At 74.0% G+C, this 25,210-nt stretch carries 18 protein-coding genes and 2 pseudogenes; 4 read left to right on the top strand and 16 right to left on the bottom strand.

The annotated features are described in order from the left end of the window. Nucleotides 1-38 precede the first annotated feature (38 nt). The 6 genes from J0910_RS06975 to J0910_RS06950 all read right to left on the bottom strand — a co-directional run bounded on the left by J0910_RS06975 (nt 39) and on the right by J0910_RS06950 (nt 12,250). Nucleotides 39-680 (bottom strand): hypothetical protein, encoded by a 642-nt coding sequence (locus tag J0910_RS06975; RefSeq protein ID WP_420157696.1) that lies wholly within the window; start codon nt 678-680, stop codon nt 39-41. A gap of 72 nt (nt 681-752) precedes the next feature. Beyond that, nucleotides 753-3,077: a type IV secretion system protein gene (locus tag J0910_RS06970; RefSeq protein ID WP_420157695.1), complete on the bottom strand. Its 2,325-nt coding sequence runs from the start codon at nt 3,075-3,077 to the stop codon at nt 753-755. Between the two features lie 149 nt (nt 3,078-3,226). Then, nucleotides 3,227-5,728, bottom strand: coding sequence for an ATP-binding protein (locus J0910_RS06965; protein ID WP_420157694.1), 2,502 nt, complete (start codon nt 5,726-5,728; stop codon nt 3,227-3,229). A gap of 112 nt (nt 5,729-5,840) precedes the next feature. Further along, nucleotides 5,841-10,874, bottom strand: coding sequence for a TcpE family conjugal transfer membrane protein (locus J0910_RS06960; RefSeq protein ID WP_420157693.1), 5,034 nt, complete (start codon nt 10,872-10,874; stop codon nt 5,841-5,843). Between the two features lie 12 nt (nt 10,875-10,886). Beyond that, complete coding sequence (locus tag J0910_RS06955; protein WP_420157692.1) at nt 10,887-11,198, bottom strand: hypothetical protein; 312 nt, start codon at nt 11,196-11,198, stop codon at nt 10,887-10,889. A 77-nt stretch (nt 11,199-11,275) separates the two neighbouring features. Beyond that, nucleotides 11,276-12,250, bottom strand: coding sequence for a conjugal transfer protein (locus J0910_RS06950; RefSeq protein WP_420157691.1), 975 nt, complete (start codon nt 12,248-12,250; stop codon nt 11,276-11,278). Nucleotides 12,251-13,101: 851 nt separating this feature from the next. Here J0910_RS06950 and J0910_RS06945 point away from each other — a divergent pair. Continuing rightward, nucleotides 13,102-14,148: a hypothetical protein gene (locus J0910_RS06945; protein WP_420157690.1), complete on the top strand. Its 1,047-nt coding sequence runs from the start codon at nt 13,102-13,104 to the stop codon at nt 14,146-14,148. A gap of 116 nt (nt 14,149-14,264) precedes the next feature. On the opposite strand, the gene J0910_RS06940 is transcribed toward J0910_RS06945, so the two are convergent. Both J0910_RS06940 and ychF read right to left on the bottom strand, forming a co-directional pair. Next, nucleotides 14,265-14,435, bottom strand: coding sequence for a Txe/YoeB family addiction module toxin (locus tag J0910_RS06940; protein ID WP_420161910.1), 171 nt, complete (start codon nt 14,433-14,435; stop codon nt 14,265-14,267). A 41-nt stretch (nt 14,436-14,476) separates the two neighbouring features. Next, complete coding sequence (gene ychF, locus J0910_RS06935; protein ID WP_420157689.1) at nt 14,477-15,571, bottom strand: redox-regulated ATPase YchF; 1,095 nt, start codon at nt 15,569-15,571, stop codon at nt 14,477-14,479. A gap of 305 nt (nt 15,572-15,876) precedes the next feature. On the opposite strand from ychF, the gene J0910_RS06930 reads away from it, so the two are divergent. Beyond that, entirely contained in the window at nt 15,877-16,824 is a 948-nt protein-coding gene (locus tag J0910_RS06930; protein WP_420157688.1) for an FkbM family methyltransferase, read from the top strand. 14 nt (nt 16,825-16,838) lie between these two features. Here the strand turns inward: J0910_RS06930 and J0910_RS06925 are convergent, their stop codons facing one another. The 3 genes from J0910_RS06925 to J0910_RS06915 all read right to left on the bottom strand — a co-directional run bounded on the left by J0910_RS06925 (nt 16,839) and on the right by J0910_RS06915 (nt 19,383). Then, on the bottom strand, nt 16,839-17,270 hold the full coding sequence (locus J0910_RS06925) for a nuclear transport factor 2 family protein (protein ID WP_420157687.1): 432 nt from the start codon (nt 17,268-17,270) through the stop codon (nt 16,839-16,841). A gap of 111 nt (nt 17,271-17,381) precedes the next feature. After that, entirely contained in the window at nt 17,382-18,077 is a 696-nt protein-coding gene (locus J0910_RS06920) for an alpha/beta fold hydrolase (RefSeq protein WP_420157686.1), read from the bottom strand. A gap of 40 nt (nt 18,078-18,117) precedes the next feature. Continuing rightward, complete coding sequence (locus J0910_RS06915; protein WP_420157685.1) at nt 18,118-19,383, bottom strand: MFS transporter; 1,266 nt, start codon at nt 19,381-19,383, stop codon at nt 18,118-18,120. A gap of 233 nt (nt 19,384-19,616) precedes the next feature. Between J0910_RS06915 and J0910_RS06910 the strand changes: the two genes are divergently transcribed. Next, complete coding sequence (locus J0910_RS06910; protein ID WP_420157684.1) at nt 19,617-20,618, top strand: LacI family DNA-binding transcriptional regulator; 1,002 nt, start codon at nt 19,617-19,619, stop codon at nt 20,616-20,618. A 144-nt stretch (nt 20,619-20,762) separates the two neighbouring features. Here J0910_RS06910 and J0910_RS06905 read toward each other — a convergent pair whose 3' ends face one another. The 5 genes and pseudogenes from J0910_RS06905 to J0910_RS06885 form a co-directional block, all read right to left on the bottom strand. Next, nucleotides 20,763-21,254 carry a peptidylprolyl isomerase gene (locus tag J0910_RS06905; protein ID WP_420157683.1) on the bottom strand — a complete coding sequence of 164 codons (492 nt, stop codon included), beginning with the start codon at nt 21,252-21,254 and terminating at the stop codon, nt 20,763-20,765. 93 nt (nt 21,255-21,347) lie between these two features. Beyond that, nucleotides 21,348-21,602 carry a hypothetical protein gene (locus J0910_RS06900; RefSeq protein ID WP_420157682.1) on the bottom strand — a complete coding sequence of 85 codons (255 nt, stop codon included), beginning with the start codon at nt 21,600-21,602 and terminating at the stop codon, nt 21,348-21,350. Between the two features lie 175 nt (nt 21,603-21,777). Then, nucleotides 21,778-22,059, bottom strand: a complete 282-nt coding sequence (locus J0910_RS06895) for a fibronectin type III-like domain-contianing protein (protein WP_420161909.1) — start codon at nt 22,057-22,059, stop codon at nt 21,778-21,780. Between the two features lie 147 nt (nt 22,060-22,206). Further along, nucleotides 22,207-23,415 (bottom strand): annotated as a pseudogene (locus tag J0910_RS06890) (glycoside hydrolase family 3 C-terminal domain-containing protein); the annotation flags it as partial. Then, nucleotides 23,395-24,090 (bottom strand): annotated as a pseudogene (locus tag J0910_RS06885) (glycoside hydrolase family 3 protein); the annotation flags it as partial. The pseudogenes J0910_RS06885 and J0910_RS06890, both read right to left, overlap by 21 nt. 418 nt (nt 24,091-24,508) lie before the next feature. Between J0910_RS06885 and J0910_RS06880 the strand changes: the two are divergent. Next, nucleotides 24,509-25,147 (top strand): TetR/AcrR family transcriptional regulator, encoded by a 639-nt coding sequence (locus J0910_RS06880; protein WP_420157681.1) that lies wholly within the window; start codon nt 24,509-24,511, stop codon nt 25,145-25,147. Nucleotides 25,148-25,210: the final 63 nt, after the last annotated feature.

The raw sequence follows: 25,210 nt of genomic DNA, 5'->3' as shown, positions 1-25,210 counted from the left end.
AGGGGGTAGCACGATCGGCAGTCTCGAACCGTCCGGGGTCACTTCCCACCCACGTTCCCGGCGTCGGCCGGCTGGAAGTCGTAGACCTCCCACCGGGACCCCTTCTTCTGCACGGTCACCGCGTAGTCGCCCAGGTCCTCGTCGGCCCCTTCGTCGTTCTCGACGATCGACTGGACCTTGACCACGAACACGACGGAGGACTTGTCGAAGCTGCGGATCGACCGGACGTCCGCACGCCCCTCGGCGACCGTCTTCTTCTCACTCATCTCCGACCAGAAGGCGCCCGCCCCCGAACTCCGCGCGAGCGTCTTCGCGTACTCCTCCGCGGCCAGCTCCTCCATCGAGGCGTAGTAGTCCTCCGGCGAAGCCGTGTAGTCGATCGTCCCGTAGGCCTCGCCGAACGCCTGGGCGGTCGCCCCCGCGGCCTTCAGCTCGGCCTCCTCGAAGGGCAGCCAGTCGAGCACCCGCATGTCCTCGACGGCGGTGGTCGGGATCGGGCTCGGCGCGGCCGTCGCCGGCCCACCCACCCCCGAGGATGAGCCCGCCTGCGGCTCCCGCCCGCCCTGCTCGTCAACACCGCCGAAGCCGCCGAAGCTCAGGTAGACGCCGAAGGCCACCAGGACGACGACCAGCCCTCCGAAGACGAAGCGCTGCTGCCGGTCAGTAAGCGTCTTGGGCATGACGGGGGAATCCTCCGCGGTGTCCGCTACGGAAAAGGTGCTGCCGGCTCAGCCCGCCGGGACCGCCGCCGGTCACGAGTCGCTGTCCCGCAGCCAGAAGGGGACGTCCCGGTTGGCCCGGCGCTGCCCCTCGGACCCGGTCCAGAACGGGCTGATCGGACGGTCCGGGTCGCGTTTGCCGCTGGACTTGAACCAGTTCCCACCCTCCCCGCCGCGCGCGGCGGGCTGCCGGGGCTGGCGCGGAGGCGGCGCCGCCTTCTCCCGGCGGGACCGGTGCTCGCCCCAGCGCGAGCGGCCGTTGGTGTTCCCCTCCGGGCGGGCGGGCTCCCGACTGGAGAAGATCCCGGAACCGCTCGTCGGCGAAGGCGCACCGGAAGTCCGCTCGTTCCCGCCGTCCGACCGGCCGGAGGCGGCACGCTGCCCGCTTCCGCTGCTCGTACCGAAGACCGAGGCCCATCCGGTGTCTCCGGTGCCCCGGTAGCCGCCTGCGGGACGGGGCGGAATGGAGCCAGCGGAGGACGAGGGTGCGGACGAGGAGCCGGATCCCGTACCACCGCTGTAGGCCGCGTTGCCCAGGCTCGGAGCCTCCGCAGAGGTCCGGGAGGTAGAGGTAGACGATCCCGTGCGCTGCTCTGCACCCGCGGATTCGTTTCCGCCCAGTTTGAGCGGCGGCGGCCCAGACTTCCCGCGCGTGTGCCCGTATCCCGTGGTACCTCGAACGCGACGGCCTTCCGAGCGAGCTCCCGAGGCCCCCTCGCCTTCGCTCTGCTCGGCCGCGCCCGCTCCGGCGACCTGACCGCCCTGCTGCTCTGTTCCCCCACCGGGGCCTGCGGGAAAACCACCTGCTGTCGCAGCGAGCTGGGGAGCGCGCCGGAGTCCCCAGCGCTGCGCCCGCATGTAAGCGACCGGGGGCAGGACGTTCGCGCTGTTACCCAACGCCTTGCTCGCCAATGTGTCGTTGACCATCCGGGAGGTGAAGGTATTCGCGTTCACAGAAGCGAAGAGGTGGGCGAACGGCTTTCGGTAGATGAAGAGCGCCAGCGTGAAGAGCGCCATGAGGATCATCTGGAGTCCCCATCCGAGCGATGTGGACATCACCATCCCGTAGCACATGACGAGCAAGGCGATCAATAGAACGATGAAAATCTGCTTCAACAACAGCCCGAACAGCATCTCCACCCAGCGGAGGAGAACGGTCCTACCATACCCCGGATGCACTCCGATGAGCAGGAATACAGGAGCCAGGAGAAGCAGCAGCATGAAGCCGATTTTGAGAACTATTAGCGCCACTGATCCTGCAAGGATCAGCCCTCCGGCGAAGACAGCCGCAAAGAGAGCCAAGAAGGAGACCCCCAAGCGCTGCCCCTGCTGATCTCCCGAGAAGAGCGGATACTGGGCCGGGTAGGTACGTTCCATCCCCGACGCGATCTCTTCGTATTGCGCCTGCTTTTCTTCAACGAGCTCAGCAGGATCAACGTCACCGTCATTGATCTGCTGCTGCTCTGTCCGACTGATCCCCTGCGCGGCGAGAAGATCCACCGCGTAGTATTCCGCAGCGTCATCCCCTGCGGTTCCACTACCGAAGACACCAGCCACCCACGGCTGGCAGACCAGACTGCTCCAGAGCATGTCGGAGTTCTTGCGGACCGCGAAGTCACTGTCGCTCTCCCAGTCCGCCTGCTCGACCGACTCCGCTCCGGCCGGGCATGCAGTCGTCCCACCGGAGTAAGAGATCTTCGCAACAGCATTGTTGATCAACTGTGTACCGGAATTTACTATTCCACCGGCCAGCGAGAGGACATTCCCGGGGTTCACCATTATCCAGAGCCCCAAAGCCGTCGCCAGGACCATCCAGACAGTGCTCTCGATCGTCAGAGTCAAACGCTTTCGGATCAGCCCGTACCAGCCGAGCCACACCGCCCCAAGAATAATGACAGTAGGAAGAAGAGGCTCCCAAATACCAGACCTGAGCTGCGTTATGGTACTGACAACCAGGTCATTGAAACTGGCGAGCAGGCCGTTTGACGTCGCGGCCTGATAGACGGTGACTGTGGACTGGTTGATCGTTTTCGACAGGTCCCATACGCTGTTGCTCAAGGTGGCCACAGCGCTCGCGCTCATCTTGTCGACGCAGCTCTCACGAATTACGTGCCACTGCTGTCCTGCTGTCCCGTACTGACCATAGATGCTGGCGTCCGGGGGGAGCCCATCCGGTGATCCAACAACCGCGGATTGCGATTCAGGCGGAACGAGCAGCCCATCAGAACCGGTACCGGCCATCTCCGGCTGCGGCGCAGGCTCCCCCGGGCACAGTGACCCCGCAGGCGCCGTGGTCTCCTCGTCCGCCGGGTCCGCCCAGGCCGATCCCACCGGCACCAGTACGAACGCCAGTGCCATCACCAGCATGGACAAGGACCGGCGCAGCCGGCCCTTCTCCCCCCATGCCCTGCGTGCCTTCCGCCTTCGGCCCCCCGTCCGGTCGGCCGTCCCGTCCCGCTCCACCGTCCGTGCTGCCGCCCGCGCCGCCTGCTGCCGCCGCCGCATGATCACCGTTCCTGCCCGTTGCCCCTGCCGGTGCCGATCAGTGCCTCCGCGCCCTCGAAGGCCGCTTCTTCCTCTTGGTCGGGGTGCTGCCGGGTCGGGTTGGTGTCCAGCCAGCGCAGCAGCTCCTCGGAGATCAGGTCGACGCCGATGCGGCCGGCGCGCCCGTCGAGGTCGCGGAAGATGCATTCGCCGTTGCCGAGGTTGCGGAGCATCGCCTGGTGCTCCTCGGTCGGCTCGACCCCCAGCAGCGACATCACGCTCTCCACCTCGTAGCGCTCGCTCGACCGGAAGGTGAACACGCTCGACAGGCAGTTGGTGACCTGCTCGTTCAGCAGGTCCCCGGCGTTCTGGCTGACCAGGATCAGCGCGGTGTTGCGGGAGCGCCCCATCCGGCTGACCTCCGGCACGAGCTTGGCGCCCTCGGGGGTGGAGGTCACCGCCCACGCCTCGTCCAGGAAGATCGCCTTGGGCAGGTGGCGGTCGAGCCCGTTCATCAGCCGCCGGGCGAACTGGCTGACCAGGTAGAGCAGCGCCACGCTGAGCCGCTGCTCATAGGAGTAGTCGTCGCGCTGGATGGTGGAGTCCGGCAGGGTCAGCCCGCCCAGGGTGAACACCGTGGTCCACCCCTCGGTGTCGACCTGGGCGTCGCCCTGCGGGTCGAAGCAGAGGCTGGCCAGCCGCATCTCCGACATCGACTGGAGCACCGCGCCGAGGTTGCGCGAGGCCGGGTCGTGCGAGCGCTCCAGGTACTGCACGACCTTGGCCAGGCTCGGCTTGGGCTGGTTGGAGACGGCCGCGACCGCCTGGATCATCGCGGACTCGCGCTCCTCGCTCATCCGCGGGAGCAGCAGCCGCAGCGTCTCCGTCGCCATGGTCTTCTTCGTCGGCAGGTCGTCGCCGAAGGCGAACGGGTCCAGCAGGCCGGGCTGGGCCGAGCCGAGCGACATGATCCGCGCCTTGCGGCCGCGCCGCTGCAGCAGCCGGACCAGGGACTCCGCGTCCCCCTTCGGGTCGATCGCGGTGACCGTCACCCCGCGCAGCGCCAGCTGGTAGATGAGCAGCAGCGCCAGGGTGGTCTTGCCGCCGCCCGGCTCGCCGGTGATCGCGATGGCGGTGGGGCGGTTGCGGGCCGCGGCGACCATCGGGTCGAAGTGCACGATGGACCGGGCCCGGCCCAGGGTCTCGCCGATGTAGGGGCCGGTCCAGCCGCCCCCGCCCTGGCTGGGGTCGCGCCGGTCGCCCAGGTCCACGGTGGCGGTGGGCATGCCGCCGGCGATGGTGCGCAGCGGCTGGCGCTGGGCGTAGGCGCCGAGCCGGATCCGGTCCCCCGGCAGCGACTCGTTGAACAGCGACAGCTGGTCGCCGGTGGAGTTGACCACGTCGATGCCGATGTCGCGGTAGTGCTCCACCACCGCCTCGACCCGCTGCACCAGCTCGCTCTCGGTGGGCGCCGACACCATCAGCCGGTGCCAGCCGTAGACGAACGGCAGCCGCTCCTTGGTGATGCCGTGCTCCAGCATGCGGGCGGCGTCGATCTGCTCGGCCAGCGCGATCGGCATGTCCGCGCCGGCCTCCCGGATGTGGGCGTCCATGTCCCGGGCGTGCGCGAGTTTGCGGCTGACGTCCTTGCTGGCCTTGGCGGGCGGGATCAGCTTCATCCGGGAGCTGATCTCCACCGGGAACGGCAGCGCGTCGGAGTGGTGCATCCACGGTTCGCCGTCGGGGAACGGCATCAGGTCCGGGAAGCGGGAGAACGACAGGTAGGCGACGTAGGTGTCGCCGGCGAACTGCTCCAGCCGCAGCATCGAGCGGCCGTTGTGCACGACCCCCTCCACCAGCTGCTCGATCTCGCCGCGCCCCCAGGTGCGGCGGGCGGCCGCCGACGACCGGGGCTCCTCCGCGGTGCCGGCCACCGCGTGCCGGAGCAGCCAGGCGACCTGGTTGGCGGTGGCGTGCCGGGCGTGCAGCGAGCTGGCGGCCAGCGCCCGGCCGAGCCGCTCGGACTGCTCGGTCCAGCGGGCCAGCTCCTTGGCGTCGATGGCCGGGTCCTCGATGCCCAGCACCTGCTCGGAGCGCTGGTAGGCGCCGAGCAGCTGAGCGAGGGCGCCCTGCTTGAGCTGGCCGCGGACGCCGCCGCGGATCCCCAGCCGGACCCCGAGGTAGACCTCCTTGGTCCAGAAGTCCTTGGCCCACACGTGCCGGTACATCTCGTCGAGGTAGTCGTACCAGCCGGGCCCGGAGTCGGAGGTCTCGTCCAGCCGGGTCGCCCACTGCGCCGCCGGGTAGGTGCGGTGCGCGACCCGCAGGTGCACCTCGGCGTCGTCCATCCGGATCGCGGCGAGCGCGATGGTGACGTTGGTGGCCAGCGCCTCCCGCTCCTCCGGGGTGGAGAACTCGTAGGAGACCGTGGGGAGCCGGAAGTAGGCCCAGGCCTCCGAGTCGCTGAGCAGGATGCGGTCGTCGAAGTAGCGGACCGAGAGCCGGCTCCCGCCCCTGCTGTTCATCGCTGCCCCTCCCGGGTGCTGGTGTGCTGTCTCGGCTGTTCCCGTCCGCCTGGCCGCGGCGCCGGTCTCGGCGCGCCGCGGGCGGTGGTCCGGGGCCCGGTGGCGCGGCGGGTCATCGGTGCGCCTCCGTGCGGGTGGTGCGGCCGGGGGCCGGGCGGCCCTCCGGGGAGAGTGCGTGCATGAGGACGCCGGCCAGCGCCGCGTGCGCGCGGCGGGTGCTGGTGCGCAGCTCCTCGGTGCCGCCGAGGTCTCCGGAGGTGATGTGGTCGTCCCAGGGGACGCGGACGATGGCGCGGCAGCGGCCGCGGGCCACCTGCTCCGCCTCGTCCACGTCGGTCAGGCTGCGCCTGCTGACGCCGTTCACCACGACGACGGAGCGGGAGCGCAGGTCGGCGTAGCCGTGCCCGTCCAGCCACTCGAAGGTCATCGCCACCGAGCGGGCGGCGTCGGCGCTGGCGGGGGCGACCAGCACCAGTCCGTCTGCGGTGGGCAGGGCGCGGGCGACGCCGGTGGCCGCCGGGTCGAGGACCGCGACCTCGTAGAACCCGGAGAGCAGGTCGGCCAGGGAGGCGTAGTCGCGGTCGTCGAGGGTCTGCACGTAGGGGTCGTCCAGGGAGGAGACGACCTCCAGGCCGGTGGCGGTGGACGAGGTGTAGCGGCGCATGGCCTGGTAGCCGTCGATGCCGTCGGCGTTGGCCAGCAGGGAGGTGAGCGTCTCCGGGGTCCGCGTGCCGATCCGCCGGGACATGCCGCCGGCGCCCGGGTTGACGTCGACGGCGACGACCCGCTCGTCCCGGTAGGCGGCCAGGGTGTGGGCGAGCATGAGGGCGGTGACGGTCTGGCCGGCCCCGCCGGTGCAGCCGAGCACGACGATCCGGCGCGGCCGGCCGATGTCGCAGCGGATCCGGTCGACGTCGCCGGTCTGCGGGCCCGTCGCCTTGGGGGCGGCGGCCGATCCGCCGGTGACGACCCGGGCCAGGCGGCGCCAGCCGCGGGTGCCGCCGGAGTCGGCGGAGGCCGGGGAGCCGGGGGCGGGCGCCGGGGCGGCGGCGCGGCCGTTCCCGGCGGGGGCGGAGGCGTCCGGGGCGGCGTCCGCGCCGGCGGCGTCCCGGTCGCCGCCGCGCGGGAGCCGGTCCTGCTCGCCGGTGCCGTGGTCGAGCTGGAGGGCGGGCTTGGCGTCCGCGTCGGGGTCCTGGGCGGCGGGGCGGTCGGCGGCCCGGCCGGCGGGGGCGGTGCGCTCTTCCGCGCCGTTCTTCCGGGGGCGGCGCGGCTCTTCGGCGCGGCCCGCGTCCGGGCCGCCGAACAGGCTGCTCAGCCGGCGGGCGTTCTCCGCCACCCGGCTGAAGACGCCCTCTTCGCCGCCGGGGGGCGGGGCGGCGCCGTCGGAGGCCTTCTCGCTCCGGTCGGCGGCAGGGCGTTCGGCGACAGAGCGGTCGGCGCGGGCCGGGCGGTCGCCGTTTCCGGCGGGCGCGGCGGGGCCGTGCTCCGAGGGGCGCTCCGGGGAGGCGTCGCGGTCCGGCCGCTCCGCGGTGCGGCCCAGCCGGGACTGGCGCGCCCGGAAGGCGGCCTCCTCGGCCGCGGCCAGGTCCTCGGCGGTGGTGCGCTTGGGTTCGGCTCCGCGCTCGGGCGCGGCCGGGGCCGACCGCCGGCCGGCGGCGGGCGCCTGCTCGGCGGGGAGCGCGGCGGGCGCCTCGGCGGCGGGGCGTGCGGGCTCCGGGCGCGCGTCGGCGGCCGGGGCGGCGGATTCCGCGGCCTTTTCAGCGGGGCCGGAGGCGGCCGTCTCGGCGCGGCCGGCGGACGCCTCCGCAGCGGGCGCTTCGGCCTTCCGCTCGGGAGCGGTGGAGGCGGCCTGGCCGGCGGGGCGTGCGCCGGCGGCCGGGGCCGCGGACTCCGCCGCCCTTTCGGCCGTGTCGCCGCCGGCCGGCTCGGCCGAGCCGGAGGGCACCTCGGCGGCGCGGGCAAAGGCGGCGGAGGCGGCCTGCTCGGCGGCGCGCCCCTGACCGGCCGGGGCGGCGCTCTCCCCGCGGGTCTCCGAGGCGAACTCGTCGGGGGCCTGCACCTCCCGCTCGGGGGCGGCGGTGGCGACGAAGCTCTCGTGCTCGCCGGTGCCGTGGTCCAGCTCGTAGCCGGACTTGGCGGGCGGGGCGCTCGGCTCGGGCTCCGGCCGCTCGGCGGCGGCGGCGGTGTCCGGGGCACCGGTGCCGGGGACGGCGGGGGCCTCGGGCCGTCCGTCCGCGGGCTTCTCGGCGGAGGTCTCGGCGGTTCCTTCGGTGGCGGGCCGGGCGGTCCCGGTCGGCCGCTCTCCGGATGCCTCGGGCGCGGGCTCCGCGCGGTCGCTGCGGGCCTCCTCCGCGCCGGTGGTCCCGGCGGCGGGGGCGGACCCGCCCGCTTCCTCGGAGGCGGCTTCGGTCTTCTCGGCGGCGGGGCCCGACTCAGGGCCGGGGTGCGCGGAGGCGGCCGCGGGGGCCTCGGCCTGCCGGGCCGGGGACGCACCGGTCTCCACGGCGCCGCCGGTCTCGTCGCGGTCCGGGCGCTCCTCGCCGGCCGCCTCCGCCTCGGTGGTCCGCTGCGGCGCGGCGGGGGCGCTCTCCGCTGCTCCGGCCTCCGCCGGGGCGGCGGGGGCCCGGGAGGCGTCCGGCTCGGCGACCGGGCCGGGGCCCGCCGCGCCCCGGGGGCCTCCGTCGGGCCGCGCGGACGCCTCGGCCCCGGTGGGCGCCTGGTCAGAGGCGGCGGACGGGACGGCTTCGGCCGCCGTCCCATCGGTTCCGGCGGCGGCCTCCGCCGTGGCCTCGGCGGTGCTCGGCCGCGCGTCGTCCCGCTGCCCGCCCGTCCGGCCTCCGGGCCGGGAGTCCGGCGCCTGCGCGGCCGGGGCGGCCGCATTCTCCGCGGCGTTTCCGGACTCGGGTCCGGTTTTCGGGCCGTCCTCCCGCCGGGGGGCGGCGTCCGCATCGGCCTCGCGGTCGGCGGTCGCGTCCGGGCCGGTCCCGGGCAGCGCGGAGGAGAAGCTCTCGTGCTCGCCCGTCCCGTGGTCCAGCTCGTACTCCGACTTGCCCGGCCCGGCCCCGGGCGGTTCGGCCTGGGCGGCGGGCTCGGCCGGGGCGGGGGTTCCGGCGGCCTCCGCGCGGGCGGCGGGCGGCTGGGCCGCCGCGTCCGGAGCGGCGGTGTCGGCGAAGCTCTCGTGCTCGCCGGTGCCGTGGTCCAGCTCGTACTCGGACTTGCGCTCAGCGGCGGGCTCCTGCCCGGCTCCGCCCCGGTCGGCGGGGGCGGGCAGGGTCGCGGCGAAGCTCTCCTGGTCGCCGGTGCCGTGGTCGAGCTGGAGGCCGGGTTTGGCCTTCTTCTCCTCCTCGGCCTTCCGCGCCTTCTCCGGCCGCTGCGGCGTCCCGGCCTGCCCGGGGCGGGCGGGTTCGGTGCCGCGCGCCTCGGTGAACCAGCCGGAGGAGTTCCGGCGGGCGGCGCCGGGGCCGTCGGCCTCGGCGAACCGGGGGGCGGGCGGGGCGGGGGTGTCGACCTGGGCGAGGTGCCGGTCGAGCGCCTCCAGCCTCCGCTTTCCGGAGTCGGCGGAGCCGTCCTCGGCGGCGCCCGGTTCGGCCCCGCTCTCCCCGGTGCCCTTCCCGGCCCCGGCCCGCTCGCCGGTTCCGGACGGGGCGCCGCGCTCGGGCAGCTCCCACGGGGCGGCGTGCGGGCGGCGGGCGGGGGCGGGCCGCTCCTGGGCGGCGGCCTCCTCGGGGCCGGCCGGGGTGCCGGCGCCGCGGACGCGCGGCGCGGGCGGTGCGGCCTGCATCCGCTCGCCCGCCCGGTCGGCGCGCTCCTGCTCCAGGCGGCGGGCGACCCGCACGCCCTGGACCCGGCCGCGCAGCCGGCGCAGGGAGGCGCGGTCCGGCTCCGCCTGCTCGCCGGTCCGCTCCCGGTCGGCGGCGGCGGTCTCCTCTTCTTCCCCGTCCTCCCCGGTCCGGGCGGGGTCGGCCGCGGCGGAGGTGTGCCGCTGCTCGGGGGCGGGCGCGGCCATCATCTCCTCGGCGCGGCGGCGGGCCTCGCTGTCCGCGCGGGACGCCTGCTCCGGCTCCTCCTCGGGCGGGCCGTCCGCCGGGTCGCGGACGCTGAGCAGCCACTCCTCGCTCTCCCGGCGCGCGGCGGCCAGCGCCGCGCGCCGGTCGCGCTCGGCGCTCTCGCCGCGCTCGGCGGAGAGCGGCGCGGTGACCGGGGCCTGCTCCGCCTCCTCCTCCGGGGACGGGCTCCGCTCCTTGGATCGGTTCAGACCGAAACCGAAGTAGTTGAGCATCCTGGTGCCGATGCCGCGGCGGTCCCCCGCGGGGCCGCCGCGCTCCGGGCGGGGGCGGGCCGGGCGGTGCCGGAGGGCGGGCTCGGAGCGCTCTTCCCCGGGCTCCTCCCCGGGGTCCGGGGCGGCCTGCGCCCCGGCGGCCGGGGCCTCCGCCCCCGCTTCGGCGAGGGGCGGCGGCTCCGGGGCCTCGGGGAGGGGCTCGGGCTCCTGGGCGGGGGCGGGCTCCGCCTCCCGCTGCGGCCGCGGGGCCGCCTCCGCCGGTGCGGAGGCGAGCCGGAGCGGCGGGGGCGCGGGCTCGCCGCGCGCGGGCCCGGTCCGGTCGGCGCCGGGCAGGGCCAGTGGCTCCGGTCCGGCGGCGGGGCGGCGGGACTCCGGGGCGGAGAGCGGGGGCGCGGCGGCGCCGGGCCGGGTGCCGGTCCGCTCCTCCTCGACCGCGCGGGCGCGCTTGCGGGGGCGGACGATGCGGGTCCTGGTCACCGCGGGCAGCGGGCCTGCGGCCGGGTCGCGGTGCCAGACGGTCACCACGACCCGGACCTCGGCGGGCTCGTGCTCGGGCGAGAGCCGGGTGTAGACCCGGGCCTCGGCCAGGAAGCGCAGCTGGGAGGCGAGCAGCTCGGTGAGGCGCTTGCCCTCGATCACCGGCCGGGTGGCGAGGAAGGTGATGACGAACGGGGGGACGATCCAGACGACGTGCCAGGGGGTCTCCAGCGGGAAGCCGACCAGCCGGAGCAGCATCGCCCAGATGGCGAGGACGCCCAGGAACACACCGAGGGTGACGACCGAGAGCGGTTGCGGCAGGCGGAAGTCGTACAGCTTGTACAGCCGCTTCTCGATGCGCCAGATATTGGTGTAAGTGGGCAGGTCCATGTCCCCGGGCTCCTACTCGACTACCTCGACGCCCATGGCGCGTGCGATCGCGGTCGCCAGTGTCTCGATGACGTTCGGAACATAGAAGACGATCCCAATGAAAATCGCCAGTACGACGAATTGCGCAAATCGGGTGATCTCCCTGGTGAAGAGGAAGAAGATCGCCACGATGGACACGATCACCAGGAACAACGGCCCGAAGAAGCCGCGCAGCCAATCGGCCAGGCCCTGGGTGTCGGGGGCCTCTCCGTCGGCGGCGGCCAGAGCGATCGGGGCGGCCGCGTCCGAAATCGCGTGGACGGCATCGGAAAACAGGGGGAGCATGTCAGTCCACGTCCTCCTGGGTCGGATATCTGCCGTTCATGGCCATTGTTCTCCTTGCTTCGTTCACCGGGGGCCGATCAGCGGCGGGGGCCCTGGAGCGAGCCCTGGACGTCGCGCACGTACCACTTGCCGCCGGACTCGACCACGGTCAGCTGGTAGCTCTGCGTGAGGGTGGCGCCCTCGCCCCCGGAGCCGCCGGGGACGCGCCAGACGACCTCGGCCACGGCCTGGCGCACGTCCTCGTCGCCGGCGGCGGCGGTGCGCGCGGGGACCGCGACCTCGTCGAGTTTCTCGAACGCCAGGGTGTCGGCGGGCAGCGGGGCGATCCGCACGCCGCTCTCCACGTACTGGGAGAGGTGGTCCGGGTTGGCCGAGTAGGCCTCGAAGAACGCGGGGAGCATCGACTCCAGCTCCGCGCGGGCGTCGGTGTCCACGTCGATGCCGGGCGCCTCGGGCAGGTCGGCCTTGTCGGGGGCGGCGAGCAGCGCCGGCCGCCCGGAGACCACCAGGGAGGACGGGCCCGCGGCGTACACCGGGACGTCCAGGGTCATCGGGGCGCCGTTGACGTCGGCGGCCAGGGTCACCACGGCGTTGCTGCCGTCGACGTCCTCCACCTGGACCACCTGGATCTCGGTCCCGGTGAGGGGGCCGCCGGAGACCTCGTAGGAGGAGGCGGCGCCCTCCGGGACGAACGCGGCGAGCGCCTCGGCGCGCTCCTTCCGGCCGCCCTCCTCGACGTTGAGGTAGTGCTCGGCGAAGCGGACGGCGAAGGCGGCGGCCGCGGTCTCGGGGAAGTCGCCGCCCTCCTCCTGCTCGGCCGGCTCCTCGGCGGCGGGGGTGGCGATCCCCTCGCGCAGCGGGTGCCAGATCCCGTTGATCAGGACGACGATGATGAAGGCCCAGAGCACCGCCCGGCCGACCCAGACCCACCAGCGCCCGCCGGAACCCGCCCTGGGGCGCTTCAGGCGGCCCGTGGCGGCCTCCCGGGGACCGTCGTACCCGTCGGCCGCCTCGGGCGCGCCGCCGCCCCGCGCGGTCGACCTCCGAGCCATCTCGCCTCCCTCACTCGCACCGCGGACCCGGTCGTCCGCGGCGGCAACGATTCTCCCCCGAGCACTCTGTCTACCCCACCTATGGTGCGGCATTATCCGGAGTCTCCGGCGCCAATGGTGTCCGTGTTTTCTCCCCGACCGAACCTTGTACCCGGCCGACCTATCGGCCAATACCCCCGCACCAGCCCATATCCTGTCACTCCCCGAGATCTTCCAAGGTCAGCACAGTAATTGAGGACCGACCGGAAACGGCCGGGTTCCCCTCGGGCCACACGAATGTGACGTTGCCCTTCCCCGGCGCGCCCCCCTTGACAGGGGCCGCCCTCCGGTGGCCGGCAGAGCGCCTTCCGATATTTCCGCAGGTAGAAGCGGGAACGGCCGTTCCACACAGGGAAGAATGCCGGAGAATCGACTCGATGCACGGTTTCACCCGGTTCACCACCGGGACCCGAGGGCCCCGAAGAGGCGGGGCGGAACTCGGGGGCGCCCCTCCCCCGCTCCGAGGGCCGCACCCCCCGAACGCGGACGGCGCCCGGACGGAACCGCGCCGCTCCGCGGCCGCCCCCGCAACGGCCCGTGTCCGAACGGACACGAGAGCCGCACGCGAGCCCGCAGGCCGCCCCTCTTCCGGCAGGCTCCGCACCCGCTACGATGACCGCGGAGAGCGGAGCCGAGGACTCTTCCCCAGAAGGTCGGCGCCATGAGGCGCAATCAGTGAGAAACGGCCTTCTTTTTTCATGTCTTCAGGATCCTCGGAAAGCTCGAGCCGGCAGTGCAGGCCTTTCTTCCTCCTGCCGAGGCAATCCCCCATGCCTGTGTAGAAAGGAAACGCGCCCCGGCGCGAACTTCGCATGGACAGTCGAAAGAGAGTACTCGTCCCCGCGGCCCTGATCTCCGCCGCAGGGCTCCCCCTGACCGGGTGCGGTTTCGGCCCGGACAGCGTGTACGACTTCACCCCGGACAGCTACCTGGAACCCGCCGCCGCGCTGTCGATCGAAATCCCCGAGGAGCTTTACGAAGCCGCCGGATCCGACGCCGAAGGGCTGCTGTTCGTCTCGGCCATCGCGAGCTCCCGCGAACTCGGCGGCGCCGAGTACTGCGCCGTCGACCTCGAGATCTCGTACGCCGACGGAGCGGTCGAACTGCTCACGGCCCCCGAATACACCGAGGCGGACGCGGAGAGGGAGGCGCAGAGGGCTTTCGAGTCGCTGGGGCGCAACCTCGGCCTGGACGACCCCGAGGACCTCGGGCTGGACGACCCCGCCGTCCTCGAAGAGGCCATCGTGAACGAGACGCGGGAGACCTTGCGGTCCGATCACGAGAACACGCCGTTCGGACACGTCAAGGACATGAGCTTTCAGGAGTACCTCGAATACGAAGGGCATGATTCCATTGAGGACGCGGCTTCCAGCCGAATTTGGGGCTGGTACGCAAAGCAGTTCTTGATCGACGGATCGGACGCCTCAGAACTCGCCCAATATGAGGATGACCGCCCGGCCACGATCGGTGAGACCGCACAGGAAGTGACCGAGGGAGTCAAGGGTCACTTCGCAGACAAGGTGGCGGAAGCGGCGGACGCCCCTGAATGGGAGAACATCGCCCCCCGGCTCGGCGACTGGTCCGGGCTCTCCATCGACGACCTCGACGAGGACTCCCCTGAGAAGGGCTCGTACTTCTCGGAGGACTTCGAGACCGTGACGCTCGTGCGCGACTGCGCGGAGTCCCCGACCGACGAGGACGCGGCGTTCACCTTCGAATTCGCCACCGAGGCGGAGGGCGAGTTCGACACCTTCGCCGAACTCGCTCTCACCGTGATGAAGAGCGGCGAGATCTGGGTCGCCGACAGCGAGATCGACGGCTACACGGTCGACGCCAACGGCGACTGGATCGCGGACTGATCTGCGGCACGCGGGGCGGGCCGGAAGTCCGTCCCGCCCCCGCGCCCGGTTCCGGTCAGGCTCCGGTCTTCGCGCGCGCTCGGGCCCGGACGAGGCCCCTGCGGACCGGAGGGGCCTCAGTAGCGATAGCGGGCGGCGAGGATGACGACCTCTCGGTCCCGGACCAGGTAGACCAGGCGGTGCTCGTCATCGATCCTCCGCGACCACGCCCCCGGCAAGTGGTACTCGAGCGGTTCGGGCTTACCGATACCGGTGAAGGGGGCGCGGCGGACGTCCTCGATGAGCAGGGCGGCCCGGAGTCCGGACCGCCCTGCTCGGAGAGCTCGGGTCAGACGTTGAAGCGGAACTCCACCACGTCGCCGTCGGCCATCACGTACTCCTTGCCCTCCATGCGGACCTTGCCCGCGGCGCGGGCGGCCTGCATGGTGCCGGCCTCGACCAGGTCGCCGTAGGAGACGATCTCGGCCTTGATGAAGCCGCGCTGGAAGTCGGTGTGGATGACGCCGGCCGCCTCGGGGGCGGTGGCGCCCTTCCTGATCGTCCAGGCGCGGGCCTCCTTGGGGCCCGCGGTGAGGTAGGTCTGCAGGCCGAGGGTGGCGAAGCCGACCCGGGCCAGCTGGGCCAGGCCCGACTCGGTCTGGCCCATCGACTCCAGCAGCTCGGCCGCCTCGTCGTCCTCCAGCTCGGCCAGCTCGGCCTCGATCTTGGCGTCCAGGAAGATCGCCTCGGCCGGGGCGACCAGCGCGGAGAGCTTGGCGCGCAGCGCCTCGTCGGCCAGCTCGCCGGAGTCCAGGTTGAACACGTAGATGAACGGCTTGACGGTGAGCAGGTTGAGCTCGCGGATCCGCTCGGTGTCCACCCCGGCCTCGGCGGCGCCCGCGTACAGGCCCTTGCCGGAGTCGAGGACCTGCTGCGCGGCCCGGGCCGCCTCCAGGGTCTCCTGGGCCGCCTTGTCCTTGGCGTTGCGCTTGGCGTCCTTCTCCAGCCGGGGCAGCGCCTTCTCCAGGGTCTGCAGGTCGGCCAGGATCAGCTCGGTGTTGATCGTCTCGATGTCGCGGGACGGCTCGATGTCCCCGTCGACGTGGGTGACGTCGGGGTCGTCGAAGGCCCGGATCACCTGGCAGATCGCGTCGCTCTCGCGGATGTTGGCGAGGAACTGGTTGCCCAGCCCCTCACCGACGGAGGCGCCGCGGACGATGCCCGCGATGTCGACGAAGTCGACCGTGGCCGGCAGCACCTTGGCGGAGCCGAAGATCTCGGCCAGCTTGTCGAGCCGCGGGTCGGGCACGCCCACGACACCGACGTTGGGCTCGATGGTGGCGAACGGGTAGTTCGCGGCCAGAGCGTCGTTCTTGGTCAGCGCGTTGAAGAGGGTGGACTTGCCGACGTTGGGCAGGCCGACGATCCCGATAGACAGACTCACGGCCACGAGTCTAGTTGCGCCCGGAGCGTGTCCTCACCGGTCGCCGGGGTGAGCCGGGCCGCCCGGCCCGAGCCACCCGGAATGCCGGGTCGGCGGTCCGTCCGCGGGGTCCGGCCCGTTCTCCCCCGCCGCCCCGATCCGCCCCGGATCCAGGAGGTTTCGGTGTGCCCTTTCCTCTCTTCGGGTGAATCGCCCTGCGGGCGGGGTCCCGGTCGCTATACGTTCGTGTTTCGTCCGCAAGCGGTCGGGGGCCGCGCGCGGACGTGCGCGCAGGCGTCCCATTCGCCGATCGGGGGGAATCGACAATGGTCACTGGGCAGGTCCGTGCTTTCGTCCGGCGCCATCCGGCGGTCCGCCACGCCACCCGGCAGCTGCGCATCCGGCTGCCGCGCAGCCTCGGCGGGCTGGATCCGGCCCGCGTCCCCCCGCGGGTCCGCAGGTTCTCCCTGATGCTGCCCCGGCTGGAGGACGGCCCGGCCTGCGGCCCGGACGAGCTCCGCATCACCGTCCCCGGCGACCTGTCCGTCCCCGCCCGGCTGCACCGGTACGGCCTGGCCGGGCACCGCCCCGGCGCGCTGGCCTGCTTCCTCGCCGCGGTGGAGACGGCCCGGCCCGGGTCGGTGCTGGACGTCGGCGCCAACGTCGGGGTCTACGCGGCGCTGGCCGCGGCGCGCAGCGGCCGGGACGTGTACGCCTTCGAGCCGTGCCCGCAAGCCGCGCGGGCGGCGCGGGCCATCGCCGCCGACAACGGGCTCCGGGTCGAGGTGGCCGACCTGGCGCTGAGCAACCACACCGGTTCGGCCCGGCTGCGCCTCTCGGCGACCAGCGACGCGACCAACTCGCTGGTCCCCGGGTTCCGCCCGGAGGTCGGCCGGGTCCCGGTGCGGGTGGGCCAGCTGTCGCACTGGCGCGAGGAGGCCGGGGCCGCCCCCGCGATCCTCAAGATCGACACCGGGGCGACCGAGCCGGACGTGGTCGCCGGCGGCCTGGAGGTGCTGCGCCGGTTCCGCCCCTGGGTGCTCTGCAAGGTGCTGCCGGGCCGCGGCATCGGCGACCGGCTGACCGCGCTGCTCGACCCGCTCGACTACCACTGGTACCCGCTGGACGGCCCGCCCCCGCACGCCCCGCGCCCGTCCATCACCGACGGCGCCGGGCGGCGCGGCCGGATGTGGCTGTTCGCCCCCTCCCCCGCCCCCGACCGGCTGTGGTCCCGCGCCCGGCGGTGGCACGAGGCGCTGGAGCGGTGCCGCTGACCGCTCGGGGCGGGTCAGGGCGCGAACGCCCGGGCCACGGCCAGGCTGTCCTCGTAGACGTGGTGCCGGGTGATGAGCCCGCCCTCGACGGTGAGGTGCAGCGCGAACCGGGCGCGGTAGGGGCGGCCGGTCGGCTCCGCGGTCTGCCGGATCTCGCCGAGCACCACGGCGTGCTCGCCGTCGACCAGGATCCGCTCGACCTCGGTCGCCGCCTCCTCCGGCCGGTGGTGCCGGCCGATCTCGCGGTAGTGCGCCTCGGCGTCGGCCCGGGTGCGCCGGTGCCGGATCCACGGGGTGGCGGCGCGGCCGTGCTCCTCCTCCGGCCAGTCCAGCCTCCAGTCGCAGCCGTCGGCGTACATCCCGGCGATCCGCTCGGGATCGCCCGCGCCGATCCGGGCCAGCAGCTCGTGCACCACGTCGCGGGTGGTCGGGGCGGTCTCGGTCATCGCGGACTCCTCGGGGGCCGGTGGCCGCGCCGGGGCCGGCGCGGGCTCCCATCATGGCCCGCCCGGCGGGGGCGGCGCGATTACCCGGGAGGTAACCGCGCCGCCCCCCGGTCAGATCCAGCCCTCCAGGGTGGCCATGTAGCCGTCGAAGTCGTCCCGGTGGCTGCAGTGGCCGGCCCCCTTGACCACGCGGACCTCGAAGCCGGCGGCGCGGAGGCGGTCGGCGCCCTCCCCGGTGACGGTGAAGCTGGGGTCGGCCAGCTGCACCAGGGAGGGCACCGCCGGGGCCGCGGGGATCAGATCGGCGCCGGCCAGGGCGCCGATCATGTCGAAGAAGGCCGGGTCGAACCGGCCGAAGCCGGCGAGTTCGGCCTCGATGTCGGCGTCGCTCCAGCGCGGGTTCATCGCGCGGACCGATTCGGCGGTGGCGCCGGCGACCATGGCGCGCATGCCGTCCACGGCGGCCGCGGGGATGTGGTCGAACTGCCAGCCCGGGTCGTGGTAGACGGCTCGGGCCGGGCGGAGCCGGTCGACCGCCATGGACAGGGCGAGGCCGCCCATGGAGTGGCCGATGGCCAGGTCGGCGCCGGTCGGCAGGGTCTCCGCCAGGTCGGCGGCGACCTCCTCGGGGGTGTAGCGGCCGCGCGGGCTGAGGCCGTGGCCGCGCAGGTCGGGGGCGAGCACGGTGTAGCCGCGCTCGACCAGCGCCCCGGCCACGGCGTGCCAGGTGCCGTGGTCGGACATGGCGCCGTGGACGAGCAGGGCGGTGCGGTCGCCGCCGCCCAGGGTGTGCACGTGGAGTCGCATGGCCGGTCCTCGTTCTCGTGTGGTGCGGGCGGGGCGCCGGTCAGGCGACGCCCTTGACCCGGGTGATGGCCAGGGCGCCGATCAGGGAGAAGACCGCGCCGATGATGAACAGCCAGGTGTAGCCGCCCAGGAAGACGACGATGGCGCCGGCCAGGAACGGGGCGATGATCTGCGGCCCGGCGTTGGCGATGTTGAGCACGCCCAGGTCCCGGGCGGCGTCCTTCTGCTCGGGCAGCACCAGGGTGACGATGGCGTGGTCGGCGGCCATGAACACGCCGAACGCCGCGCCGCCGATCGCGGCCCAGACGAACATCCCGGCCAGGGTGGGCACCAGCGCCGGGACGACGGTGGCCGCGGCGGCGATGAACCCGGCGACCAGCACGAACGGGCGGCGCCTGCCGATCCGGTCGGAGATCGGGCCGATGACCGAGGTGCAGGCGACGGTCAGCACGGTGTTGGCGATGACCAGCATCGGGATGGCGTCGGTGGGGGCCAGGCCGTCCGGCAGCTCGATGTGGTCGGCCAGGATGTAGGCCTGGTAGCCCATGATGAGGAAGAAGCCCATCATCATGAAGGCCCGGCTGGTGAAGGCCCAGGTGAAGTCGGGGGCCTTCAGCGCGGCGCCGAAGCCCTTGAACTGGGCGGCGAGCCCGTCGGCGCTCCGCCCGGCCGCCGGCGGCTCGTCCCCGCGCGGGTCGTGGGTGAGCGAGGCGAACAGCACCGCCGCGACCACCAGTACCGCCCCGAAGAGCAGGTAGCCGAGTTCGATGTCGCCGACGAAGCGGGCGGCGGCGATGCTGCCGGCCACCATGCCGATGGACTGGGCGATGCCCATCATCGCGGAGGCGCTGCCGCGCCGCTCGGCGGGCACCCGGTCCGGCACGGTCGCGGTGATGGCGGCCTGGTAGACGTTGCCCATCGCCTGCGCGGCGCACCAGCCCACCACCAGGATCCACAGCGCGGGGGCGAAGCCCATCAGGCCGAGGAAGACCAGGGCGCCGAGGGCTCCGCCGAGCAGCCAGGGGTTGCGCCGCCCCCAGCGGGACCGGGTGCGGTCGGAGAGCACCCCGCCGAGCGGGTTGAACAGGGTGGCGAAGACCGCGCTGACGCCGGTGACGACGGCGAGGTTGATCTCCTTGTTCGCCGGGTCGAACGCCTCGACCTGGACCGGGAGCAGGATGCTCACCACGCCGAGGTACATCGCGTAGAGCGCGAGGTTGCCGACGACGAAGAGGCCGAGGAACCGGGGGAGTCCCCGCCTCCCGCCCGTCCGCTCCGGGGGAGCGGGGGCGGCCGGGGCCGTCATCGCGCCGCTCCGGGTGCGGCGGTGTGGACACGAGCGGGCTCGTTCATGGACGCTCTCCTCCATGCGGGGGTCGGGCCTGCGTCGAACCTGCAGGTCGGCGCCGGTTATTCGTTTAAGCTAGGTGATGCGATTAACCTGAGTCAATGCCCCGTTCACGCCATGTTCACGGCGGAGCGCACCGGCTCCCCCGCCGGGGCGGGCGCCCGGTCGCGGAGCGAGGCAGAATGATCACGATGAATGCGACCCGTTCCCGCCCCCCGACGATGGGCGACATCGCGGCGCGCGCCGCGGTCTCCACCGCCACGGTGTCCTACGTCCTCAACGACACCCCCGGCAACCGCATCCCGGAGGAGACCCGGCGCCGCGTCCTGGCCGCCGCCGAAGACCTCGGCTACGTGCCGCACGCCAGCGCCCGATCGCTGCGCACCGGCCGCAGCGACCTGGTCCTGTTCGCCATGCCCGCCACCACCCTGGGGCCGCTCGCCGCGCGCTTCTTCGGCGGCCTCGCCGATGAGCTGCGCGCCCTCGGCTACACGCTGATCCTGCACGGCGACCCGGAATCGCGCGGCGCGAAGGCCGCGCGCGCCTGGGCGGCCCTGCGCCCGTCCGCGGTGATCGCCGAGGGGCGGCGGCTGACCCCCTCGGCGGTGGACCTGCTGACCGGGGCCGGCTCGGTGCCGATCGCCCTGGGCCGCGCCCCGCACCGGGGCGTTCCGGCCCTGGTCCTGGAGCACGCCTCGATGGGCGAGGCGGGCGGCCTGCACCTCGTCGAGCAGGGCTGCACCGACATCGCCGCGCTCGTACCGCGCTCGCCGGTGCTCAAGGAGATGGGCGAGGAGCGGCTGGCCGGCCTGGCCAAGGCCGCCGGCGGCGCCCGGGTGCGCCGCACCGACATGGACGAGACCCCGGAGGACGCAGCGCGCGTGGTCGCCGAGTGGGCCGAGCACGGCATGCCGGACGGGGTGTACGGCTACAACGACGAGTTCGCCGGCCTGCTGCTGGGCGCACTGGCCGACGCCGGGGTGGACGTCCCCGGCCGGGTGCGCCTGGTCGGCACCGACGACCTGCCGCTCTGCCGGATGCTGCGGCCCCGGCTGACCAGCGTCGGCCTGCGCCCGGTGCTCTCCACCGGCGAGGTGGCCGCGCACATCGCCGCGCTGGTCTCCGGCGACGCCGACCCGGGGGCACCGATCCGCGCCTGGGAACCGGAGCTGCACCGGCGCGACTCCTCCTGAGAACCGGGAAGGCCCCGCCCCGGGAGGCGGCCCCGGCGGCCGCCGCTTCGGGCGCCGTCTCGCGCCGCTCCCGGGGAGCGGCGCCGATATGGGGGCGGCCGCCGCCCGGTGGGACGGCGGCCGCCCGCTCTCACGGGTTCCCGATCAGACGGTCCCCGAGTCGGCGATGACGATCTTCTTGGCGGGCCGGCCGCTCTGCGAGCCGAGCGACTCGATCTCCTTCACCAGGTCCATGCCCTCGGTGACCTCGCCGAAGACGACGTGCTTGCCGTCCAGCCAGGGGGTCGCGACGGTGGTGACGAAGAACTGCGAGCCGTTGGTGTCCCTGCCGGCGTTGGCCATGGACAGCTGGCCGGGTCGGGTGTGCTTGATCTGGAAGTTCTCGTCGGCGAACTCCCCGCCCCAGATGCTCTTGCCGCCGGTGCCGTCCCCTGCGGTGAAGTCGCCGCCCTGCAGCATGAAGGCGGGGATGACCCGGTGGAACGCCGAGCCCTTGTAGCCGTAGCCGTGCTGCCCGGTGGCCAGCTCGCGGAAGTTCCTGGCCGTGTCGGGCACGACGTCGTCGTAGAGCTTGAAGACGATCCGCCCCTTGGGGGCGCCGTCGATGGTGATGTCGAAGAAGACGTTGCTAGACATGGGGTGATCATCGCACGCTCCGGATACCCGATTTCACCTGCGGCGACCGCGCGCCGGGCCCGCCCTGGACGCGGCGGCCCGCCGCCCGGCGGCTCAGAGCGCGAAGGGGCAGTAGGCCAGGGCGCGTTCCACCACCCGCTCCGGGGCGGGGTCCGGCGTGTCCGGCCAGAAGACCAGGCCGGCGACGCGCCCGCCGGGGCAGCCCAGGGCCCGGTCGAGCCGGTCCAGGATACGGTCGCACTCCTCCTCGGAGGCGTAGTCGGCGGCCATCACCCGGCGGACCAGGCCGGCCGCCTCGGCCCTGGTCATGCCCTGCGGTTCCCGGAGCGGTGCGTCCGGTCCGGCCATGCGCTCCCCCTGAGGTCCGGAACGGCGGCGACCGTACCGGTTCCTCGGCGGCGCGGGCAAGAGCGGGGCCGGCGGAGTGCCGGCCGGGCGCGGTGCGGCGGGACGCGGGCGGCCTCCTCCCGGCCGCCGGGCCGCCGCCGGGAGGAGGAAAGGGACCGCGTCCCGCCGGTTCCGGTCAGGCCCCGGTGAGCGGGGCCGAGAGCCGGATGTCGGCGTAGGAGCGGCCCACCTGGACGTCGTGCCCGCCGGGCACGGGGCGCCAGGCGTGCGCGTCGGCGTCCCAGGCCTCGGTCGCGCGGCGCGCGACGGCGACCGCGGCCTCCACCGTCTCTCCGGGGCCGGCCTGCACGGCGGCGAAGCCGGCCAGCACCCGGGCCGGGTGCTCCGCGCCGGGCTCCCGGGGCGCCAGGTAGACCTGGACGATCTCGCGGCCCGCCCGGTCGCCGGTGTTGGTCACCCTGACCCTGACCTCGGCCGGGGCCTCGGCGGTACCGTCCGCGGCGACCTCGATGCCGTCGTAGGACCACTCGGTGTAGGAGAGGCCGTGGCCGAACCAGAACGCCGGGGCGGCCGGGGCCTTCTCCCAGGCCCGGTAGCCGATGAACACGCCCTCGGTGTAGTCGATCCGGCCGTCGGTGGGCACCACGTCCCAGACCGGGACGTCCTTCTCCTCGGCCGGCCAGGTGGTGGGCAGCCGGCCGCCGGGCTCCTCCGCGCCGAGCAGCACGTCGGCCAGGGCCCCGCCGAGCTCCTGCCCGCCGAACCAGCTCAGCAGGACCGCGTCGACGTCCTCGCGCCAGGGCATCAGCACCGGGGCGCCGGCGTTGACCACGACCACGGTGCGCGGGGCGGCCGCGGCCACCCGCGCCACCAGCTCGTCCTGGCGGCCGGGCAGCGCCAGAGTGGTCCGGTCGAAGCCCTCGGACTCGACGTCCTCGGTGGTCGCGGCGACGACGACGGCGACGTCGGCGGCGGCCGCCGCGGCGACCGCCTCCTCGATCAGCTCGTCCGCACCGGCCAGCGGCTCGATGTGGTTGAGCGAGAAGCCGACGAAGGCGAAGTCGCCGATGGGCACGCCGTTGGTGCGGTGGGTGAGGGAGACCTCCACCGGCTCGCCCGCGGTGAGGTCGACGGCGATCTCCTGCTGCGGCGGCTGGAACAGCGCGGCCGCCGGGTCGTCGCCCTCGAAGGCCAGCGCGCCGTCGAAGGCGGTCCCGCCGCCGACGGTGAGGGTGAACGGGCCGATGCCGGCGATGGAGAAGGTGTGCCGGCCGGTCGATTCCGGGGTGAGGGTGCCGGTGACGGTGACCGACTCCATCGCGCCGGGCTCCACGCCGGCGGGCAGCTCGCCCATCCACCGGGCGGTGCCGTCGGAGATGGTCTCGGTGGCCAGCTCGGCGCCGTCCGGGCCGTGGAAGACCGCGGTGAGCGGGCCGCGCAGCGGCGGCAGCGAGTCGCGCGGGTCGGCGCCGACCGCGTAGGTCAGCTCCACGCCGCCGGGCAGGGCCTCGCGGAGCCCTTCCAGCGGGGCGACGGTGCGCTCGGCGAAGACGGTGGCCGAGCCGCCGCCGCTGGTGCGGGCCTCGGCGGCGGCCAGGCCGATCAGGGCGACCCTGCGCACCCGGGAGGGGTCGATCGGCAGGGCGCGGCCCTCGTTGCGGAGCAGCACGAACGAGCGGGCGGCCAGCTCGCGGGCGACGGTGCGGCCGTCCAGCGCGGCGGGCAGGCCGGACTCCCCGACCACCGGGTCGGCGCCCTCCAGCAGGCCGACCCGGGCGGCCAGTCGGAGGATGCGGCGGGCCATCCGGTCCACGGCCTCCTCGGGGACGCGGCCGTCGCGGACCGCGGCGACCAGTCTGTCGCCGTAGACGGTGCGCGGGCCGGGCATCGCCGAGTCGAGTCCGGCCAGGGCGTCGCGGACGGTGTCCCGGGCGGCGGTCCAGTCGGAGACGATGAACCCGTCGAAGCCGAACTCGTCCCGGAGCACCCCGTTGAGCTCGGTGTGCTCGGTCATGGTGGTGCCGTTGACACTGTTGTAGGCGGCCATCACGCCCCAGGGGCGGGCCTCGGCGGTGATCTGCTCGAAGGGGGCGAGGTAGACCTCGCGCAGCGCGCGCTCGCCGACCCGGTTGTCCACGGTGAACCGGTCGGTCTCGGCGTCGTTGGCGACGAAGTGCTTGACGGTGGTGGCCACCCCGCCCTCCTGCACGCCGCGCACGTAGGCCGCGCCGACGGCGCCGGTCAGGTAGGGGTCCTCGGAGAAGCACTCGAAGTGCCGGCCGCCGAGCGGGCTGCGGTGCATGTTCACCGTGGGGGCGAGCAGCACGTGCACGCCCTTGCGGCGGGCCTCCTGGGCGAGCAGGTTGCCGGCCCGCCGGACCAGGGCGGTGTCCCAGGTGGCGGCGATGGCGGTGGGGCTGGGCAGCTGGATCGAGGGGTCGTCGGGCGTCCAGTCCTCGCCGCGCACGCCGACCGGCCCGTCCGACATCACCAGGCGGCCCAGGCCGATCCCGGGGTTCGGGGCGACCGACCACATGCCGGCCCCGGAGAGCAGCCGCACCTTCGCTTCCAGGTCGAGTTCGGCGAGGGCCGCGTCGACGCGGCGCTCCCGGGCGTCCTCCGCCGCCTGGGCCGCAGTGGAATGAGCCGTCATGGTGGATCCCCCTCGGGTCCGTTCGGGTGGGTGGGGCGGGGTCGCGCCTCGGCGCCCGCAGGGCCGTACCCTTCGACCTACCGAGTACTCGGTAGATGTTCGGAGTGTATGCCGGGGCCCCGGCGTTGTGAAGCCCCTCACCGCCGCACCGGCGGTCTGCGGAGGGCTTCGCTGACGTGCGCTTCCACGGCGCCGCCGGTACCCTCCTCACTGCCGCGAAGGGCCCGGGGACGGGCCGGGGGGGGAGGACGTGATGGGATCCGATTCGGGCCGCAGGCGGCCGGGGTACGCCCCCGGTGGGCGCCGGGACGCGATCCTGGACGCCGCCATGGACGAGTTCGCCGACGGCGGGTACAACGGGACCTCGCTGGCGAAGGTCGCCGAGCGGGCCGGGATCACCCAGCAGGGGCTGCTGCACTACTTCCCCAGCAAGCAGGCGCTGCTGGTGGCGATGCTGGAGCAGCGGGACGCGGCGAACCGGACCGCGGCCGCCCGCGCCGAGGGGTCCGGCGGGGAGGACGGGGGCGCCGGGGTGCCCGATGCCGCCCGGATCGGACCGGCCGGCCTGGAGGAGATCGTCCGGCGCAACACCGAGCTGCCCGGCCTGGTGCAGGTCTACACGGTGCTCAGCGCGGAGGCGGTCACCGAGGGGCACCCGGCGCACGGCTTCTTCGGCGAGCGGTTCGAGCGGCTGCGCACCGAGTTCGCCCGGACCCTGCGCGAGGAGCACGGCGGCAGGCTCCGCCCCGGTGTCACCCCCGAGGACGCGGCGGCGCTGCTCATAGCGGTGATGGACGGGCTGCAGGTGCAGTGGCTCTACGACCGGGGCGCGGTGGACATGGCCCGCCTGGTCGGGGTGGTGCTGGACGCGCTGGGCGCCCCCGCCGACTGATCCCCGGCCGCGCCCGGCGGGTCCCGGGCCGCCGGGACGGTCCGCCGCGGCCCCGCGTGGCGG

It is taken from the genome of Nocardiopsis oceanisediminis (genome assembly GCF_048595525.1).
In the GTDB taxonomy this organism is placed as follows: Bacteria; Actinomycetota; Actinomycetes; order Streptosporangiales; family Streptosporangiaceae; genus Nocardiopsis_A; species Nocardiopsis_A oceanisediminis.
This window is presented reverse-complemented; position numbering and strand designations above follow the sequence as displayed.